At 70.9% G+C, this 19629-nt stretch carries 15 protein-coding genes; 9 read left to right on the top strand and 6 right to left on the bottom strand.

Translation table 11 applies throughout. The features are described from left to right. Positions 1-145: 145 nt before the first annotated feature. The 3 genes from JIX56_RS35385 to JIX56_RS35375 form a co-directional block, all read right to left on the bottom strand. A complete protein-coding gene (locus JIX56_RS35385; protein ID WP_257551301.1) occupies positions 146-2827 on the bottom strand; it encodes a PAS domain S-box protein in 2682 nt (893 codons plus the stop codon). A gap of 135 nt (positions 2828-2962) precedes the next feature. After that, positions 2963-4360, bottom strand: a complete 1398-nt coding sequence (locus tag JIX56_RS35380) for an ABC transporter substrate-binding protein (protein WP_257546652.1) — start codon at positions 4358-4360, stop codon at positions 2963-2965. Further along, positions 4357-5748, bottom strand: a complete 1392-nt coding sequence (locus JIX56_RS35375) for a sugar ABC transporter substrate-binding protein (RefSeq protein ID WP_257546650.1) — start codon at positions 5746-5748, stop codon at positions 4357-4359. Before JIX56_RS35375 ends, JIX56_RS35380 begins: the two co-directional genes overlap by 4 nt. Before the next feature lie 204 nt (positions 5749-5952). On the opposite strand from JIX56_RS35375, the gene JIX56_RS35370 reads away from it, so the two are divergent. Both JIX56_RS35370 and JIX56_RS35365 read left to right on the top strand, forming a co-directional pair. After that, complete coding sequence (locus tag JIX56_RS35370; protein ID WP_257546648.1) at positions 5953-6327, top strand: response regulator; 375 nt, start codon at positions 5953-5955, stop codon at positions 6325-6327. A 207-nt stretch (positions 6328-6534) separates the two neighbouring features. Further along, entirely contained in the window at positions 6535-7536 is a 1002-nt protein-coding gene (locus JIX56_RS35365; RefSeq protein WP_257546646.1) for a hypothetical protein, read from the top strand. Positions 7537-7815: 279 nt separating this feature from the next. Here JIX56_RS35365 and uvrA read toward each other — a convergent pair whose 3' ends face one another. Then, the gene (uvrA, locus tag JIX56_RS35360; protein ID WP_257546644.1) at positions 7816-10869 is read right to left on the bottom strand and encodes an excinuclease ABC subunit UvrA; all 3054 of its coding nucleotides are present in this window, start codon (positions 10867-10869) and stop codon (positions 7816-7818) included. Positions 10870-11093: 224 nt separating this feature from the next. Here uvrA and JIX56_RS35355 point away from each other — a divergent pair, with 224 nt between their 5' ends. From JIX56_RS35355 to JIX56_RS35335, 5 genes are all read left to right on the top strand, one after another. Further along, positions 11094-11822 carry a maleylpyruvate isomerase family mycothiol-dependent enzyme gene (locus JIX56_RS35355; protein WP_257546642.1) on the top strand — a complete coding sequence of 243 codons (729 nt, stop codon included), beginning with the start codon at positions 11094-11096 and terminating at the stop codon, positions 11820-11822. A gap of 44 nt (positions 11823-11866) precedes the next feature. Further along, a complete protein-coding gene (locus tag JIX56_RS35350) occupies positions 11867-12523 on the top strand; it encodes an MBL fold metallo-hydrolase (RefSeq protein WP_257546641.1) in 657 nt (218 codons plus the stop codon). A 316-nt stretch (positions 12524-12839) separates the two neighbouring features. Beyond that, a complete protein-coding gene (locus JIX56_RS35345) occupies positions 12840-13739 on the top strand; it encodes an ABC transporter substrate-binding protein (protein ID WP_257546639.1) in 900 nt (299 codons plus the stop codon). After that, the gene (locus JIX56_RS35340; RefSeq protein WP_257546637.1) at positions 13736-14653 is read left to right on the top strand and encodes an amino acid ABC transporter permease; all 918 of its coding nucleotides are present in this window, start codon (positions 13736-13738) and stop codon (positions 14651-14653) included. Before JIX56_RS35345 ends, JIX56_RS35340 begins: the two co-directional genes overlap by 4 nt. Next, on the top strand, positions 14650-15432 hold the full coding sequence (locus JIX56_RS35335) for an amino acid ABC transporter ATP-binding protein (RefSeq protein WP_257546635.1): 783 nt from the start codon (positions 14650-14652) through the stop codon (positions 15430-15432). The genes JIX56_RS35340 and JIX56_RS35335 overlap by 4 nt, the downstream gene beginning before the upstream one ends. 25 nt (positions 15433-15457) lie before the next feature. On the opposite strand, the gene aroQ is transcribed toward JIX56_RS35335, so the two are convergent. Continuing rightward, positions 15458-15931, bottom strand: coding sequence for a type II 3-dehydroquinate dehydratase (gene aroQ / locus JIX56_RS35330; RefSeq protein WP_257546634.1), 474 nt, complete (start codon positions 15929-15931; stop codon positions 15458-15460). Positions 15932-16030: 99 nt separating this feature from the next. On the opposite strand from aroQ, the gene JIX56_RS35325 reads away from it, so the two are divergent. Both JIX56_RS35325 and JIX56_RS35320 read left to right on the top strand, forming a co-directional pair. After that, positions 16031-17077 (top strand): S66 family peptidase, encoded by a 1047-nt coding sequence (locus JIX56_RS35325; protein ID WP_257546632.1) that lies wholly within the window; start codon positions 16031-16033, stop codon positions 17075-17077. A 124-nt stretch (positions 17078-17201) separates the two neighbouring features. After that, complete coding sequence (locus JIX56_RS35320) at positions 17202-18479, top strand: MFS transporter (RefSeq protein ID WP_257551300.1); 1278 nt, start codon at positions 17202-17204, stop codon at positions 18477-18479. 36 nt (positions 18480-18515) lie between these two features. Here the strand turns inward: JIX56_RS35320 and JIX56_RS35315 are convergent, their stop codons facing one another. After that, positions 18516-19616 carry a calcium:proton antiporter gene (locus JIX56_RS35315; protein ID WP_257546630.1) on the bottom strand — a complete coding sequence of 367 codons (1101 nt, stop codon included), beginning with the start codon at positions 19614-19616 and terminating at the stop codon, positions 18516-18518. Positions 19617-19629 lie beyond the last annotated feature (13 nt).

Below are 19629 nucleotides of genomic sequence, written 5' to 3'. Positions count from 1 at the left end.
CTCGGGCGAGAGCCGGCAGGTCGTCCCCTGCTCCCAGAGCCGGACGGCCGTCTCCGCCGTCCGACCCGACCGCCCGGAACGTACGCCCGTACCGAGTCCCGGACTCCCCCCTTGAACGGGCCTCACCCGCGTACGCTCCGGGCGGTCAGCCAAGCGGCGGGACGTCCACGGCCGCCGCGGGCGCGGTCACCGGCAGCCGCACACTCAGCGTCGTACCGCCGCCCGGCGGGCTGGCCACGGTCAGCCGGCCGCCGATCGCCTCCACCCGGTCGATGAGCCCGATGAGCCCCGAACCCTTGTCCGGTTCCGCTCCCCCGACGCCGTCGTCGCGGATGACCAGCTCCAGCACGCCCGAACGCTCCAGAGCCGCCACGGTCACCACGCTCGCGCGCGCGTGCTTGACGGCGTTGGTGAGGCACTCGGAGGTGACGTAGTACGCGGCCACCTCCACCTGTTCGGGGAAGCGGGCGCCGGCCAGGGCGAGGTCGAGTTCCATGGGGATCGCGGATCGGCGGGCCAGGGCGCGCAGGGCTGGGCCCAGGCCGCCCTTGGACAGGACGGACGGGTGGATGCCCCGGGCTATCTGGAGCAGGTCCTGGAAGGCGCCGTCGAGGCCCTTGCCCAGGTGGTCCAGCTGCTGGGCGAGTTCCGAGGAGTGGTCCGTCACCAGGGTCTGCGTCATCCGCAGTTCCAGTTGGAGGGAGACCAGACGCTGCTGGACGCCGTCGTGCAGATCGCGTTCGATGCGGCGCCGGGAGGCGTCCCCGGCGGCCACCACGCGCGCACGTGAGGCGGTCAGCTGGTCCCGGCTGTCGGCGTTGGCGATCGCGGTGGCGATCAGTTCGGTGAAGTCGGCGAGCCGGGACTCCGTGCCGTCGGGCAGCGGGTCGAGGAGGGAGGCCGCCACCACCACCCCCCACAGCCTGCCGTCCACGACGATGGGGGCACCCACGGACGTGCCCGACCGGGCCGCGGCCCCGGTCCGGGCCACCTCCTCGATCGCCTTCCGCGCCGCCTCATGACGCGCCATCCGGGCGGCGTCGGCGGTCGCGTCGACCCGCGCCTGCGCGGTCCCGAGGAGTGTGGTGCCGCCGTCGGGCTCGTAGCGCAGGACGGCCGAGGCCGTGCCCAGCAGGGAGCTCACTTCCTCCGCCACCTTCGTGAACACGTCGGACGGCGGCACACCGCGCGCGACCGCGGTGGCGACCCGGCGCAGCGCGGCCTGTTCGAGGGAGGCCCGGCGGCTCTCGGTGACGTCGCGGGCGGCGGCGTAGATGAGTCCTTCCTCGGGGACGGGCCGGGCGCTCCACTGCAGCCAGCAGTCGGTGCCGTCGGCGCGGACGTACCGGTTCTCGAACTCGGCGAGCTCGGCGCCGCTCGCCAGCAGCGCGATGGCCTCCCGGGTGCTGTCCCGGTCCTCCTCGTGGACGAACTCCAGGAACGGCCGGGAGGTCAGCGTCTCGGCCGGATGGCCCAGGGTGCGCTCGAAGGCCGGGTTGACCCGCAGGAAGTAGCCGTCGACGCTGCTGATGCACAGCAGGTCCAGGGAGAGGTTGAAGATGCCCTCCAGCTCCTGCTCGGCCCTTCTGCGCCGGCCGTGGGCGGCGGCGAAGGAGGACATCGTGCCGTTCATGCCGCCCAGCAGCTGGGCCCAGGTGCCGTCGAAGGAGTCGACGTCGGCCCGGTGTTCGAGCCGGCCGGCGTCGATGGCCGTGTTCATGGCCCGGATCTCGTCGGCCAGCCGCTCGCTGGTCACCCGCAGCTCACGGAACGTGTCGGCGACGTCCCCGAGTTCGTCGCGTCCCGCGTAGCGGATGTCGTACGAGAGGTCGCCGTCCGACAGGGCGCGGGCGCCCTCGGAGACCTGGCCGAGGGGGCGGGTGATGGAGCGGCGCAGGGCCAGCGCGAGGAGGGTGACGAGGCCCAGGACACCGAGGGAGACGGCCAGTTCGGTGAAGGCCTGGGCGCGGGTGGTGCGCAGGTCGCGCTCGGCGGTCACGGCCAGTTCCCGGGCGGCCCGGTCCTGAATGCCGCGCAACGCGTCGACGTACCGCTCGGAGTCGGACAGCCAGCTGTCGTACGAGGGCCAGTCGGTGGGCCGGGGGTCGGTGTCGGCGAGCAGGTCGCGGGCCTTGCGGACCTCGCGTCCGGCGGCCTGGAAGATCGCGGTGTGCAGTTCGGCCTTCAGCTCGTCCGACGTGGTCTGCCGGAACGCCCTCAGCTGGGCCTTCTCCAGTTCGGTCCAGCGGCCTGCGGCCGCGGTGGCGCGCCCCTCGGCGGGCGCGTGGAACAGGATGGCGAGTTCCGCCCTCTCGCTCTCGGCGGCGGCGATGGCCCGCAGCATCGCGATGTGGGCGTCGGCCGCGCGGCCCGCGGCCCTGGTGGGGCGCCCGGATTCGAGGGCGGCGACGATGTCGAGGAGGGTGTTCTCTATGACCTCGTACCGCTGGGCCACGGTCTGCGCGTCCAGCGAGCCGGTGCCCGTCTGCACCCGGAGTGCGTGCAGTTGCCGGCGTACGGCGTCGAGGCCCCCGGCGACATCGGACTCCGGCCGACCGACGGCTTCGTCGAAGGCCCGCCGCAGCGCGTCGTCGGTGATCCGCTGGGCCTCCGACCGGCCGCGCAGGGTGTCCGGTTCGGCGCTGAGCCGGGCCTCGACCGCGGCGATCCGCTCGCGTGCGACGGCGCCCGCGACCTCGCCGGTCGCGAACGACACCTCGATCGCGGTGTCGAAGTCGCGCAGGGTCCGCGCCTCCTCCCACTGGGTCACGGTGGTGAAGGCCGTGAAGGCCAGCAGGACGGTGACCGGCAGCAGGACGAGCAGCATCAGCTTGGGGCCGACGCGCAGCCGGGCCAGGAACGGGACGGTGCCCACGGTCGCGGTGCGGCGGCGGATTCGCGCCACGGTGGGGCGCGGGGCGGGGACTCGTCCGCGGGACGGTGGGCGGAGCACGGCCGGGCCTCACGGTCCGGTCGGCGGGTAGTGGCTGTGGTCCGCCAGGTCCTTGTCGACGGCACGCGCCGCCTCGTCGAGGGTGGGCTGCACAGGCGCTCCCCGCATGATCTTCGCGAACGCCCGGGCGAACGCCTCGGTGATCGCCGGGTAGGCGGGTGTCTGCGGCCGGGGGCGGGCGGTGCCGTCGCGCAGTTGTTCTATGTAGAGCCGCGCGGGGCCGCCCTCGGCGAACGCCTCGGTGCGTTCGACGGCCGTGCCGGTGGCGGGTATCCCGCCGTTGACGTCGGTCATGCGCAGGATCTCGTCAGGGCGCAGCAGGAATGCCAGGAAGCGCCAGACGGCGTCGCCGTCGGCGGTGCCCGCGGGGATGCCCCACTGCCAGGAGCCCATCCCGGTGGCGGTGCCCGTGCCGAAGTCGGGCAGCGGCACGATCGCGACGTCGCCCGGGTGGGCCTCGGCGTAGCCCCGGTGCCACCAGTGGCCGGTCCAGGACACGGGGCTCCTGCCCTTCCGGAAGGCCCCGAAGTCCTTGTTCGCGTCCACGTATCCCGCCTTCGCCCAGCCCTGCAGCGTCGTCAACGCCTCGACCGACCGCGGCCCGTTGAGCACTCCGTCGGCCGTTCGATAGGTGGAGCGTTCGATCAGGTCGCCGCCCGCCGACCACACGGCCGGCGCGAAACCGTACGTTCCCCATTCGGTGCCGGCCCACGGCATATGGAGGTCCAGCGGCCTCTCGTAGCCCAGGGTGCGCAGTTTCTTCAGGATGCCGGTGAACTCGTCGGCGGTCCAGGCGTCGCCGACGCCCTTCGGGATGCGTACGCCCGCCTTCTTGAGCACCGACGGCCGTACGTGGAGGCCGAGTCCGGAGTCGAACGTGCCGAGGCCCCACAGCCTGCCCCGGTAGGTGCCCTGTTCGAGGACGGAGGGGAGCAGGTCCGCGCGCAGCGCCTCGGGTACGCAGGAGTCGATCGGACGGAGGTCGCCCGCCCAGGCGTGGCTGAAAAGCTTCGGGGCGTCGAAGTCGAGCAGGTCGGGCAGTTCGCCGTCGGCCGCCGCCGTGCGGACCAGGTCGTCGTAGTCGCCTTCCGGGAGGCGGACGAGACGGACCTTCACCTCGTCCTGGGAGGTGTTGAACGCCCGTACCTGGGCGCGCACGGCCTCCAGTTCGCCGCGCGCGGCCGGTGTGTGGAACCACATCGTGATCTGCGCGGGGGCGTCGATCCGCCCGTCGCAGGTCGCGTCGGAGCTGCGCCGGGTGTCCTCGCCGCCGTTGCCGCCCGCTTCGCAGCCCGCCAGGAGCAGGGCCATGCACAGCAGAAACGCCGACAGGGCACGGCCCGGTGTCCTCGAAGCGCCGGGCCGGCCGGTCGGAGTGCTTGGCCGGGGGCCGGCGGCGTGGGTCATGGTCCGCTCTTCGGGTAGCCGTCGTGGGCGGCGAGGTCCTGGTCGATGGCCTCGACCGCCTCGTCGAGCGTCTTCTCGGCGGGCGCTCCCGCGAAGACGATGTCGGCGACCGCACGCGAGAAGGCGACGGTGACCGCCGGGTACGCCGGTGTCTGCGGCCTGGGCCGGGCGACCCCGCTGCGCAGCTGCTCGATGAACAGCCGCTCCGCGCCGTCCTCGTCGTACAGCGGGGAGAGCTTCACCGCTCGCTCCGTGGCCGGAATCGCGCCGTTGGCCTCGCTCATCCTGACCACCTGCTCCGGCTGCAACAGATACTCCAGGAAACGCCACACCGCGTCGCCGTCGGCGCCCCCGGAGGGGATGCCCCACTGCCAGGAACCCATGCCGGTGACGGTACCCGTGCCGAAGTCGGGCAGCGGCACGATCGCCACGTCACCCGGGTGCGCCTCGCTGAACTCGCCGTACTTCCAGTGCCCCATCCAGGAGATGGGGCTGCGGCCCTTCACGAACGCGCTCTTGTCCTTGTCCCTGTCCTTGTCGACGTATCCCTCCTCGACCCACTTCTGCAGGGTGGTGAGCGCCCCGACGGACTCCGGACCGTTGAGGAACCCGTCGGCCGTGCGGAACTCCTCGGGGTCGATGAGATCGCCCCCGGCCGACCACACGGCCGGCGCGAAGGCGTAGGTGTTCCACTCGTCGGCGAGCTTGGAGTCGGTGATGTTCAGGTCCAGCGGCGCCTCGTAGCCCGCCGCGCGCAGCTCGCGCAGGATCTCCGTCAGCTCGTCGGCGGTCCAGGCGTCGTCGACGCCCTTCGGGATGCGCACCCCCGCCTCCTTGAGCACCGACGGCCGTACGTACAGACCGAGTCCGGAATCGAACGTGCCCACGCCCCACAGCCTCCCGTCGTACGTGCCCTGCCGGCGGATGGAGGGCAGCAGATCGCCGCGGGTCTTCGCGGGCACGCAGGAGTCGATCGGCTTGAGGGTGCCGGACCAGGCGTAGCTGTAGAGGTTCGGGCCGTCGAAGTCGAGCAGGTCGGGCAGGTCGCCGCTGGCCGCCGCGGACAGGACGAGTTCGGTGTACGGGCGCTGCTCGGGCAGGGTGACCAGTTCGACCCGCACCTGCCGCTGGGACTTGTTGAACTCCTTGACCTGGCTGCGCAGCGTGGTCAGCTCACCGCTCTGCCCGGCGTGGAACCACATCGTGATGTGGGCGGTGCCGTCGATCTTCCCGTCGCAGGTCGTGTCGCCCGCCGTCCTGTCCCCCTCGCCCGCCCGGCTGTCTCCGCCGCCACTGCATCCGGACAGCAGCAGCGCGGCCACCGCCACGCCCGACAGCAGGGCACGGCGGACACGGCTTCTTCCGAGGTCCCGGCGCGGCATCTTCATCGCACACCCCCACTCGACCGGACGACACGGCCCCCAGGGCAGCGACATGCTACTCGTCGTGTTGCGTTCGATTCCCTGGGTGAGAGAGAACCCGTTGATTCGGCAAAGGACTTCAGCACATTCCCGCTAACCGGAATCCGGCGGCGCCGACACTTACCCGCTAGCCGGAATGTGTGCCCATGACCACCTTGGGAGGCTGTGACCATGTCCATGCGCTGTCTCATCGTCGATGACAGTGCCCGGTTCCTGGAGACTGCCCGCACGCTGCTGGAGCGCGACGGGATCCGCGTCGTCGGCGTGGCGTCCACGGGCGCGGAGGCGCTGGCACGGGCCGCGGAACTGTCCCCTGATCTCGTCCTGTTGGACATCGACCTCAACGGCGAGAGCGGACTGGAGCTCGCGGCGAGGCTCGCGCGCACCGCCTCGTCCGTCATCATCCTCACCTCCACGCATCCCCTGGACGACATCCAGGAACTCGTCGCCGCCAGTCCCGCCCGGGGTTTTCTTCACAAGTCGAAGCTCTCGGGACAGGCGCTGCGGGACCTGCTGGGGCCGAATCCCGGGTGCCCGGCGCATTGAGGATCTTGGCGGTGGTGTCCGGCCATGTCACGCACCAGGTGTTGTCGGGACTTGGTCAACACGCTTCAATGCGGGGGAACTCAGGACGAGGAACGCCGTCGTACGGATGTGAAGACGGACGGCCGTCTCCGAGCGTCCTCCGGGCGCCCCATCGGCCCGCGCGGTCCGACCAGCCGTCGCGTACTCCTCTACAGAAAGGCCCCCTGCATGCGGCACGCCACAGAGCACGCGGACGTCGCGACGGTCACGGGCGACGCCACGGACGTCGTCGCGGACGTCGCCACGGACGTCGTCGCGGCGGAGCTGGAGTCGGTCCTGCGGGGCGGCCCCTTCCATGTCGCGCTGCGCGCCGCGATCGCCGCCCGCGGACTGCCGCTGCAGCGCGTGCAGCACCATCTGTCGCGGTACGGGGTCAAGGTCGGTGTCACCAGCCTCAGTTACTGGCAGCAGGGCGCCCGGCGTCCGCAGCGCCCCGAGTCGCTGCGGGCCGTGCGGGCCCTGGAGGAGATCCTCCAGCTCCCGGACGAGTCGCTGATCCGGCTGCTCGCGCAGGCCGACGAGCACTCCGTCCCGGAGCGCCCCTCCGGCCGCTCCTACCGCTCCGTCGTGGAGGCCTCCGGCGTCCTGGAACGGCTCCTCACCGACCTGGAGGTGCCGCTCGACGGCGGCGTGCACACCGTCGGCCATCACGAGCGGGTCCGCGTCGGCGCCTGCCGGGAGCTGCTGGGCCGCGAGTCCCAGCACATCGTGCGCGCCCACAAGGACGGCGTGGACCGCTATGTGGCCGTCCACCACGGCGACCCGGGCTGTGCCCCGGAGCGGATGGGCGTCCGTGCGCTGGAGAACTGCCGCAGCGGGCGGGTGCGTTGGGACCGCGACACCGGTGTCCTCGTCGCCGAACTCCTCTTCGACACCCGGCTGCGCAGTGGCGACACGTTCCTCTTCCGCTACGGCTTCGACGACGGCACGGCCGGTGTCTGCACCGAGTACGTCCGCGGTTTCCGCGCCGCGGGCGGTCAGTACGCCCTCCAGGTGCGCTTCGACGAACGCGCCCTGCCCGTGCGCTGCCACCGCTTCAGCCAGCACTCGGCGGCCGCCCCCCGCAGCGGCAGGCAGTCCCTCCCGCTGAGCGGCCTGCACCGCTCGGTCCACCTCGTGGAACCACGGGTGCGGACGGGGATCGTCGGGATCGGGTGGGACTGGGAGTGAGCGGCCGGGGGCACGGCAGCGGTTGAGGGGCTGCCTTCGGCCGCGACAGCGCCGTCGCAGCGAGTCGGCGGAAGGTGAGCGGGCGGGCAGGGCGCGGTCGCCATCGAGGTGGCCGCCCGTCGCGGTACGCGAGCCTTTGACACTCGGCCGCCTCGGCTCCCCACCGCCTGTCGAACGCGGGGCCAGGGCGGCCGATGAGGGAACGTACGGCGGCCCGCGGGGAATTCCCGCGGGCCGCCGTATTTTGCTGGACTTGCCACGACCTGTCGCGCTGGTGACTCAGGCCTTGCGTGCCCGCGTGGTCTTCGTCGCGGGTGTCGCCTTCTTCGTGGCCACGGCCGCCTTCTTGGCGGCTGTGGTCTTGGCGGCCGTGGTCTTGGCGGCCGTGGTCGTCCGGGCCGTCGCCGTCTTCTTCGTCGGCGACTTGGCGGCGACCGTCTTCCTGACCGCGGTCTTGCGCGGGGCCTTCACCGAGGTGGCGTCGCTGATCCGGTCGGCGCCGAGGATCTCGCGCAGGAACTTGCCCGTGTGGCTGGCCGGAACCCCGGCGACCTCCTCGGGTGTGCCCTCCGCGATGACGAGGCCACCGCCGGCGCCGCCCTCGGGGCCCATGTCGACGACCCAGTCGGCGGTCTTGACGACGTCGAGGTTGTGCTCGATGACGATGACCGTGTTGCCCTTGTCGACCAGGCCGGACAGCACGGTGAGCAGCTTGCTGATGTCCTCGAAGTGCAGACCGGTGGTCGGCTCGTCGAGGACGTACACCGTGCGCCCTGTGGAGCGCTTCTGGAGCTCGCTGGCAAGCTTCACCCGCTGGGCCTCACCACCGGACAGGGTGGTCGCCGACTGGCCGAGGCGGACGTAGCCGAGACCCACGTCGTTCAGCGTCTTGAGGTGGCGGGAGATCGCCGGGACGGCCTCGAAGAAGTGCATGCCTTCCTCGATCGGCATGTTCAGGACGTCGGCGATGGACTTGCCCTTGTAGTGGACGTCCAGCGTTTCCCGGTTGTACCGGGCACCGTGGCAGACCTCGCACGGGACGTAGACGTCCGGGAGGAAGTTCATCTCGATCTTGATGGTGCCGTCGCCCGCGCAGTTCTCGCAGCGGCCGCCCTTGACGTTGAAGGAGAAGCGGCCGGGCAGATAGCCGCGGACCTTCGCCTCGGTGGTCTCGGCGAACAGCTTGCGGACGTGGTCGAAGACGCCGGTGTACGTCGCCGGGTTGGACCGGGGGGTGCGGCCGATGGGCGACTGGTCGACGTGCACGACCTTGTCGACGAGGTCGTCGCCGTCCACGCGCGTGTGTCGCCCCGGTACGCTCCTCGCGCCGTTCAGCTCGCGGGCCAGGTGCGTGTAGAGGATGTCGTTGACCAGCGTGGACTTGCCGGAGCCGGAGACGCCGGTGACGGCCGTGAAGACGCCCAGCGGGAAGGACACGTCGATGTCCTGGAGGTTGTTCTCCCGGGCACCGTGCACGGTGAGCTGCCGGGTCGGGTCGAGGGGGCGGCGGATGTCGGGGAGGGGGATGGCCTTCTTGCCCGACAGGTACTGCCCGGTCTGCGACTCCGCGTTGTCGAGCAGCTCCTTCAGGGAGCCGCTGTGCACGACCTTGCCACCGTGCTCGCCGGCGCCGGGGCCGATGTCGACGATCCAGTCGGCCATCTTGATGGTGTCCTCGTCGTGCTCGACGACGATGAGCGTGTTGCCCATGTCGCGCAGCCGGACCAGGGTCTCGATGAGCCGGTGGTTGTCCCGCTGGTGCAGACCGATGGAGGGCTCGTCGAGGACGTAGAGCACGCCGACGAGGCCGGAGCCGATCTGGGTGGCCAGGCGGATGCGCTGGGCCTCGCCGCCGGAGAGCGTGCCGGCCGCGCGGTTCAGCGAGAGGTAGTCGAGGCCGACGTCGACCAGGAACCGCAGCCGTTCGTTGACCTCCTTCAGCACCCGCTCGGCGATCTTCTTGTCGCGGGCGTTGAGCTTCAGCTCGCCCAGGAAGTCCGCGCAGTCACTGATGGACATGGCGGAGACCTCGGCGATCGACTTCTCCATGATCGTGACCGCGAGGACGATCGGCTTCAGGCGGGTGCCCTCACAGGTGGGGCAGGGCACCTCGCGCATATAGCCCTCGAAGCGCTCACGGCTGGCGTCGCTCTCGGCCTCGCTGTGCCGCCGCTTCACGAAGGGGACGGCGCCTTCGAAGGCCGTGGTGTACACACGCTCACGCCCGTACCGATTGCGGTAGCGGACCTCGATCTGTGTCTTGTGGCCGTACAGCAGGGCCTTCTTCGCGCGCTGCGGGAGACCGGCGAAGGGGATGTCGGTCCGGAATCCCAACGCGTCCGCCAGGGCTCCGATGAGGCGGCCGAAGTAGTCCTTGGTGTGTCCGTGCGACCACGGGTGGATGGCGCCCTCGTCGAGCGACTTGTCCTCGTCCGGGACGATCAGCTCGGGGTCGACCTCCATGCGCGTACCGATGCCGGTGCATTCGGGGCAGGCGCCGAAGGGCGAGTTGAAGGAGAAGGAGCGGGGCTCCAGCTCCTCGAAGGACAGGTCGTCGTACGGGCAGTACAGGTGCTCCGAGAACATGCGCTCGCGCTCGGGGTCGTCCTCGGGGAGGTCGACGAAGTCGAGCACGACCATGCCGCCGGAGAGGCCGAGGGCGGTCTCCACGGAGTCGGTGAGGCGGCGCTTGGCGGAGTCCTTCACCGTGAGGCGGTCGACGACCACCTCGATGGTGTGCTTCTCCTGCTTCTTCAGGGTGGGCGGGTTGGAAAGCTGGACGGTCTCGCCGTCCACCCGGGCGCGGCTGTAACCCTTGGTCTGGAGGTCCGCGAAGAGGTCGACGAACTCGCCCTTGCGCTCACGCACCAGCGGCGAGAGAACCTGGAAGCGGCTCCCCTCCGGCAGCTCCAGGACCCGGTCGACGATGGCCTGCGGCGACTGGCGGGAGATCGGGCGGCTGCACTCAGGGCAGTGCGGCTTGCCGATGCGCGCGAAGAGCAGCCGCAGGTAGTCGTAGACCTCGGTGATGGTGCCGACCGTGGAGCGCGGGTTGCGCGAGGTCGACTTCTGGTCGATGGAGACCGCCGGGGACAGACCCTCGATGAAGTCGACGTCCGGCTTGTCCATCTGCCCGAGGAACTGGCGGGCGTAGGAGGAGAGCGACTCGACGTACCGGCGCTGCCCTTCGGCGAAGATCGTGTCGAAGGCCAGCGAGGACTTGCCCGACCCCGACAGGCCCGTGAAGACGATGAGCGAGTCGCGTGGCAGATCGAGCGAGACGTTCTTCAGGTTGTGCTCGCGCGCGCCACGGACGATGAGACGGTCGGCCACGCCGGTCCGCACCTTTCTTGAGTGGAGTGACAGGGGCCGGAGCCCCCGTCTTCCACAGACTAGGGGGAGCCACTGACAGCGCCGGTCCTGTTTCCCCGTTCCACAACAATCCCGGGCCCTCCAGCATGCCCGACGCCGCACCCGACCATATAGCACGTGCATTCGATTTGCGGGCGCAGCCGGACTCCTTCACCCGAAGGGGTGGCGGGGCTAGGGTCGGCGTCATGATGGATCACGCGCGTGACCTGGCATCTGTACGTGAAGCGACGGACCGGCTCCTCACCGCAGCGGCCGCGCTGGACAACGCCGGTGTGACCCAGCCGTCACGGCTGCCCGGCTGGACCCGCGGCCATGTCCTCGCCCACCTCGCCCGCAACGCGGACGCGCTCGTGAACGTCCTCGAAGGGCGCCCCATGTACGTCTCGGGGGAGGCCCGGGACGCCGACATCGAGCGGGACGCTCCCCGGCCTCTGGAGGTGCAGCTCGCCGACGTACGGGAGAGCGCGAACCGTTTCCAGGACGCCGCCTCGGTCTCCGCGGACTGGTCCCGCACGGTGGAGCTCCGCAACGGGGTCACGGACTCCGCGTCCCGGGTGCCGTTCCGGCGCTGGATCGAGGTGGAGATCCATCACGTGGACCTGGGGGTCGGGTACGAGCTGGAGGATCTGCCGAAGGAGTTCACGCAGCGGGAGATCAACTTCCTGACCGAGCGGTTCCGTAACCATCCGGGCGTCCCCGCACTGATGATCGAGCAGGACGACGGACGCATGATCCCCACCGGGGTCGTCGAGAGGGTCACCGGAGTGCAGCTCGACAGCGGCTACCGGCCGCCTCACCCCGATCTCACGGTCAGTGGCAGCCAGGCCGACCTCCTCGGCTGGCTCGCGGGCCGGCGCGACGGCAGCGCCCTGCACGTCGAGGGTGGCTCCCTTCCGGCACTTCCCCCGCTGTAGCGGCCGTGCGGCCGTGTGTTCCCCCGCGTCCTAGACTGACGGCCATGACGTACAGCGGAGCGGTGAAGGTCGGCGGTCCTGCGGATGTGCACGAGCTGCGGGATCTGATGATCTCCAAGGTCGCGGTCGGACCGATGGACAACAACGCGTATCTGCTGCGCTGCCGGGCCACCGACGAGCAGCTGCTGATCGACGCCGCGAACGACGCCGGCACGCTGCTCACCCTGATCGGCGACGACGGGATCGCGTCCGTCGTCACCACGCATCAGCACGGCGACCACTGGCAGGCGCTCGCCGAGGTCGTGGCGGCCACCGGCGCCCGTACGTACGCGGGCCGGGACGACGCCGAGGGCATCCCCGTGGCGACCGACGTACCCGTCGACGACGGAGACACGATCCGGGTGGGGCGCGTGGAGCTGACCGCGCGCCATCTGGTGGGCCACACGCCGGGTTCGATCGCCCTGGTCTACGACGACCCGCACGGGCATCCGCATGTGTTCACCGGCGACTGCCTCTTCCCCGGCGGTGTGGGCAACACCCGCAAGGACCCGAAGGCGTTCGCCAGTCTGATCCACGATGTGGAGACGAAGATCTTCGACGTGCTGCCCGACGAGACCTGGGTCTACCCGGGCCACGGCAACGACACGACGCTCGGCGCGGAGCGCCCGCACCTGCCGGAGTGGCGCGCCCGGGGCTGGTGAACCCCCCCAGCGCCGTACGGCAGTTGGTGAGGCGTCCGGCAGGGCTCGCGGCCGCACCCGCACGCGCCCCGTGTGAATCGAACGCACGCGCCGGTGCCACGCGCGCGCTCCCGGCGTACGCCGTGGCGTAGTCCACTGGTGGCAGGTCCGCACAGGATGACGGCTCCTGTACGGATGGGCCGCCGGCCTTCCCAATCCCCGCCCTCGGCCGGCGGCCCCGCCCGGCGTTCACAGCAATGCAACGTTCGTTCCCAGTATGCGGACAATTGCCCAGGTGACCTCGACAAACAGGATGCCGCGCTGTCAATCTCACGCCATGCGTCCTGTCCTGCGAGCCCCGCGCTCCCCGCGCCGTGCCGCTTTTGCCGCCATAGCCGCCCTGCTCGCCGCCGTCGCGGTGGGCTGTGCCCCGCAGCCGGAGGAGGACGCCTCCGGCTCGGCGTCCGCCTCGGCGTCCGGAGCGTCCTGCGCCAAGGGCGAGTTGAGCACGGAGGCCGCCGGCAAGCTGACCATCGCCACGGACTCCCCCGCGTACGAGCCCTGGTTCAAGGACGACGCCCCGAAGAACGGTGAGGGCTTCGAGTCGGCGGTCGCGTACGCCGTGGCGAAGGAACTGGGCTACGACAAGGCGGACGTCGTCTGGCAGAGCGTGCCCTTCAACAAGGCCTTCGCACCGGGTGAGAAGACCTTCGACTTCGACATCAACCAGGTGTCGATCAGCGACGAGCGCAAGAAGGCCGTGGACTTCTCGTCCGGCTACTACGACGTGCGCCAGGCCGTCATCGCCCTGAAGGACTCCGAGGCCGCGAAGGCCACCGGCATCGCGGACCTCAAGAAGCTGCACCTCGGCGCCCAGGTCGGCACCACCAGCCTGAACTACGTCAATGACGTGGTGAAGCCGGCCCAGGAACCCGCCGCCTACTCGAAGAACGACCAGGCCAAGTCCGCGCTGAAGAACGGCCAGATCGACGCGATCGTGGTCGACCTGCCGACCGCGTTCTACATCACGTCGGCCGAGGTGACGGACGCGACGATCGTCGGCCAGTTCGAGAACCAGGGCGGCACGCCCGAGCAGTTCGGACTCGTCCTCGACAAGGGCAGCGCCCTCACGTCGTGTGTGACGACCGCCGTGGACGCCCTGCGCGAGGACGGCACGCTGGCGAAGATCGAGCAGGAGTGGCTCTCCGACGCCGTCGACGCCCCGGTGCTCAAGTGACGGTCGTGAAGGAGGAGTCCGGCCAGGAAGACGCGGACGACAACGGCGACGTGCCCGGCGAGGACGACGGCTACGTCCCCTCGCAGCGGCGGCTCGACCGGGAGCAGTACAAGCGCACCCGGGCCCGCCGCGCCACGGGCATCGCCGCGCTGTCGACGCTGGTCACAGGTGTCGTCCTCTATCTCGTCGTCGTCAACGCGCCCGGCTGGCCGCGCACCAAGGAGACGTTCTTCAGCGCGGAGTACGCGCGCGAGGCGTTCCCCAAGGTCCTCGAGGGACTCTGGCTCAACGTGCGGCTGCTGCTGGTCTGCGGTGTCGCCGTGCTCGTCCTCGGCATGCTCATCGCCGTCGCGCGGACCCTGCGCGGCCCGGTGTTCTTCCCGCTGCGGGCGCTGGCCGCCGCGTACACCGACTTCTTCCGCGGTCTGCCGCTGATCATCAACCTGATGATCGTGGTCCTGGGCGTCCCGGCGCTCAGGCTTCAGGGCGTGACCGTCGACCCGGTACTGCTCGGCGGCACCGCGCTGACGCTGACGTACTCGGCGTACGTCGCCGAGGTGTTCCGCGCCGGCATCGAGTCCGTGCACCCCTCGCAGCGCGCGGCGGCGCGCTCGCTGGGCCTCACCAACCGGCAGGCGCTGCGGCACGTGGTGCTCCCCCAGGCGGTACGCCGTCAGGTGCCGCCCCTCCTCAACGACCTGGTGTCGCTGCAGAAGGACACCGGCCTGGTCTCGATCGGCGGTGCGATCGACGCGGTGCGCGCCGCGGACATCATCGCGGGCCGCAGCCTCAACTACACGCCGTACATCGTCGCGGGACTGGTCTTCGTGGCCCTGACCATCCCGATGACCCGCTTCACCGACTGGGTCACGGCCCGGATGGACCGGCAGCGGGCGCAGGGAGGCACGACATGAGCGACACCCAGGACACGGCGGAGGCCCCCGACGGCTCCCCCGTGCTGCGGATGGAGTCCGTCCGCAAGACCTTCGGCGGCTCGGTCGTGCTGCGGGACGTCGACCTGGAGGTCGCCCCGCACACCGTGACCGCCCTGATCGGCGCCTCCGGGTCCGGCAAGTCGACGCTGCTGCGCTGCGCCAACCTCCTGGAGGACATCGACGACGGGGCGATCTGGCTGGACGGCGAGGAGATCACCGATCCGCGCGCCGACCAGGACGCGGTGCGCCGCCGTATCGGCGTGGTCTTCCAGGCGTACAACCTGTTCCCGCACATGACGGTCCTGGACAACATCACTCTCGCCCCGCGCCGTGTGCACGGCGTCGCCCGCGCGGAGGCCGAGGAACGGGCCCATGAACTCCTGGACCGCCTCGGACTGAACGGGAAGGCGGGCGCGTACCCCGACCGGCTCAGCGGCGGTCAGCAGCAGCGCGTGGCGATCGTGCGCGCCCTGGCCGTACGGCCCCGGCTGCTGCTGCTCGACGAGATCACCGCGGCCCTCGACCCGGAGTTGGTCGGCGAAGTCCTCAACGTCGTCCGTGACCTGAAGGCGGACGGCATGACGATGGTGCTGGCCACGCACGAGATGGGCTTCGCCCGCGACGTCGCCGACCAGGTTTGTTTTCTGGACGGAGGGGTGGTGCTGGAGCGCGGCACCGCGGAGCAGGTCTTCGGCGATCCGCGGCAGGAACGCACGCGGCAGTTCCTGCGACGGATCGTGGAGGCGGGCCGCCTGTAAGGGGCGCGGTCCTGGAGACCGGGCATTACGCCTCGGCCTTCCCCGTCCCCGCCAGCGCGGCGACCCGTTCGACGCCGAACACATAGCCCTGCACCCCGCAACCGGCGATGACCCCGTCGGCGCGCAGGGAGACGTAGGAGTGGTGCCGGAAGGTCTCGCGCTTGTGGATGTTGGAGATGTGGACCTCCAGCACCGGCAACCCGTCGCAGGTGTTGAGGGCGTCCAGGATGGCGACGGAGGTGTGCGAGTAGGCGCCGGGGTTGATGACGATCCCGCTGTGGTCGAGCCGTGCCTCATGGATCCAGTCGACCAGTTCGCCCTCGTGGTTGGACTGCCGGAAGTCCACCGTGCCGCCATGCGCGGCCGCCGCCTTGGCGCACATCGCCTCGACGTCGGCGAGCGTGTCGGAGCCGTAGATCTCGGGCTGACGCTGCCCCAGGAGGTTCAGGTTGGGGCCGTTGAGGATCATGATCGGGGCGTTGGCCAGGGTGCGGGGCACGGTTCCTCCGGTCCGTTCGGTGGGCGGCCCGTCGGGACCGCTGCTCGACCCCGGTTTATCACGGTGCGACCGCGGGACAGGAGCCCGTACCCTCCCCGCATGACGACGCCCTCGTACCCGCCCAAGCCCTCCCCCGGCGACCGCGTCGCCGTCATCTCGCCCGCCGCCGGCCTGCCCGAACTCTTCCCGCGCCCCTACGAACTGGGCCTGGAACGGCTGCGCGAGGAGTACGGCCTCGTACCGGTCGAGTACCCGACGACCCGGAGGATGGGCACGACGCCACGGGAGCGGGCGGACGACATCCATGCGGCCTTCGCCGACCCGGACATCAAGGCGGTCTTCACGTCGATCGGCGGCGACGACCAGATCACCGTGCTGCCGCTGCTCGACCGGGAGTTGCTGAGGGCCAGTCCCAAGCCGTTCTTCGGCGTGAGCGACAACACCAACCTGTTGGTGTTCCTGTACAACGCCGGCGTCGTCGGCTACCACGGCGGCACCGTGATGACGTCGTTGGGCAGGTCCGGCGCCATGGACCCGCTGACCGCCGACTCCCTGCGCGCGGCTCTGTTCACCTCGGGGCCGTACGAACTGCGGCCCGCGGAGCGCTTCAACGACATCGACCGCGACTGGGCCGACCCGGCGACCTTCGACGCGGAGCCGGAGAGCGTGCCCGGCACCGGATGGACCTGGGTGAATCCCGACCGCGTGGTGGAGGGCCGCGGTTGGGGCGGCTGTCTGGAGATCCTGGGCTGGCTGCTGATGGCCGACCGCGAGGTGCCGCGCGACCTGTCCGTCTTCGACGGCGGTGTGCTCTTCCTGGAGACCTCGGAGGAACTGCCGAGCGGCGAGGAGGTCTTCCGCACCCTGCGGAACATGGGCGAGCGCGGTCTGCTCCGGCGCTTCTCCGCGCTCCTGATGGGCCGCCCCAAGGCCTGGTCCTTCGAGCGGCCCAACACCCCGGAGGAAGCGGCTCGTTACACGACCGGCCAGCGCGAGGCCGTACTGCGCGCCATGGGGGCGTACGCCCCCGACACCACGATCGTCTTCGACGTGGACCTCGGACACACCGATCCGCAACTCGTCATCCCCTACGGGGGCGTGATCCGGGTGGATGGGCCCGCCCGGCGCATCACAGTGACCTACTGATGCACTTGGACGCCTCCTGAGACACATTGACGTCGAACGGGCCTCCGCACGCCCCCCGTAACCGCCGATCACCGTGGGTAGTTGACGCGGCATGCAACCTGCACGCACCGTGAAACCGCCCTCCATGCTGCGCCTCGCGACCGCCTCGCTCGCCGGAACGGCCATCGAGTTCTACGACTTCTTCGTCTACGGGACGGCGGCGGCCCTCGTCCTGGGGCCGCTGTTCTTCCCGACGTTCTCGCCGCTGGCCGGGACCCTCGCCGCCTTCGCGACCTTCGGCGTCGGGTTCGTGGCACGGCCGCTCGGCTCGGTGCTGTTCGGGCACATCGGGGACCGGCACGGGCGGCGGCCGGTCCTCGTCGCCTCGCTGCTGCTGACCGGGGGCGCGACCGTGGCCGTCGGCTGCGTCCCCACGTTCGACTCGATCGGCGTGGCCGCCCCCTTCCTCCTCCTCGTGCTGCGCTTCCTGCAAGGGCTCGGGCTCGGCGGAGAGTGGGGCGGGGCGGTGCTGCTGACGGCGGAGCACGCGCCGGCCGATCGGCGCGGGCTGTGGTCGAGTTTCCCCCAGGTCGGGCCCGCGGTGGGGTTCCTGCTGGCCAACGGGGTGATGCTGGCGCTGTCGGCGAGCCTGACGGAGGCCCAGTTCGCCGCCTGGGGGTGGCGGGTGCCGTTCTGGGCGGCGGGTGTACTGGCCGTCGCGGGGCTGTGGCTGCGGTCGTCGCTCACGGAGAGCCCGCAGTTCCTGCAGATCGACGAGCCCGCGCGCGTGCCGCTCGCCGAGGTGGTGCGCGACCACTGGCGGCTCGTCCTGCTGACGGCCGGGGCGCTCGCGATCGGGTACGCGGTGTTCTACTCGGTGACGACCTGGTCCCTCGCGTACGGGACCGAACGGCTCGGGGTGAGCCGTACCGTCATGCTGACCTGCATCATGGGCGCCGTGGTGGTGAAGGGCGCCCTGACACCGCTGGCAGCGGTGCTCGGGGACCGGTACGGGCGGCGCCCGATGTGTCTCGTGGGCTGTTCCGCGACCGTGCTGTGGATGTTCCCCATGATCGCTCTGCTGTCGACCGGTGAACCCCTGCTGATCTTCTTCGGCTTCCTGGTGGCGATGCTCGCGTTCGTCACGATGTTCGCCGTCATCGCCGCGTATCTGCCGGAGCTGTACGAGCCCCGGGTGCGCTGCACGGGGGCCGCGGTGGGCTACAACCTGGGCGGGGTGGTCGGCGGCGCCCTGACACCGATCGTGGCCACCGCCGTGGCCCAGGGCGGACGGGTGCCCTGGGGCGTGGGCGCGTACCTGACCGGGATCGCCCTGCTGAGCCTGGGCTGCTTCGCGCTGCTGCCCGAGACGAGGCCGGTACCCCTGGCGACGGCGGCGGAGGCGGAGGCCACCGCGGGGTGAGCACCGGTGCCTGGGCCGTCCTCGTTCCCCCCGCCGCTAGGGGTTCACCGCCAGCTCCAGGTACGCGGCGAACAGCACCAGATGGACGCCGCCCTGGAGCGGTGTCGCGCGCCCGGGGACCACGGTCAGCGAGGCCACCACGACGGTCAGGGCGAGCAGCACCATATGGGTGGCGCCCAGGCCGAGGACGAGCGGTCCGGAGAGCCAGACGGAGGCCAGGGCGACAGCCGGAATGGTCAGGCCGATGCTGGCCATCGCGGAGCCCAGGGCGAGGTTGAGGCTGGTCTGGACGCGGTCGCGGCGGGCCGCGCGCAGTGCGGCGATGGTCTCGGGCAGCAGCACGAGCAGCGCGATGATCACACCGACGACGGCGTGCGGGAGTCCGGCCGCCTCGACGCCGGACTCGATGGTGGGTGAGACGCCCTTGGCGAGGCCGACCACACCGACGAGCGCCATGCCGAGCAGTCCGAGGCTGATCCGGGCGGTGCGGGCCGTCGGCGCCTCGGCGTGGTCGGCCGCGGTGATCACCTCGCCGTGGCGGGTGATCGGCAGGAAGTAGTCCCGGTGGCGCACGGTCTGGGTCGCCACGAACAGGCCGTACAGCATCAGTGAGGCGAGTGCCGCGAAGGTGAGCTGGGCCGTGGAGAACTCCGGGCCCGGCTTGCTGGTGGTGAAGGTGGGGAGCACCAGGCTGAGCGTGGCCAGCGTCGCGACCGTGGCGAGGGCGGCGCCGGTGCCCTCCGGATTGAAGACCGCGAGCCCGTGACGCAGTGAGGCGACGAGCAGACACACGCCGACTATGCCGTTGCAGGTGATCATCACCGCGGCGAAGACCGTGTCGCGGGCGAGGGTCGAGCTCTTGTCGCCTCCGTCGGCCATCAGCGTGACGATCAGCGCGACCTCGATGATCGTCACAGCGACGGCGAGGACCAGGGAGCCGAACGGTTCGCCGACCCGGTGTGCGACGATCTCGGCGTGATGGACGGCGGCCAGTACGGCTCCCGCGAGCACCAGCGTCACCAGGGCCACGCCCGCCGCGGGCAGATCACGTCCCCAGGTGAGAGCGAGCAGGACGATCGCGGCCACCGGGACGACAGCGGTCCAACGCGTCGTGAGCGACCGGAGCCGAGCGAGCATGCGGTGTTCCTTC

It is taken from the genome of Streptomyces sp. CA-210063, assembly GCF_024612015.1.
GTDB lineage: Bacteria > Actinomycetota > Actinomycetes > Streptomycetales > Streptomycetaceae > Streptomyces.
The sequence above is the reverse complement of the archived record's forward strand: the minus strand, read 5'-3'. Positions and strand labels throughout refer to the sequence as shown.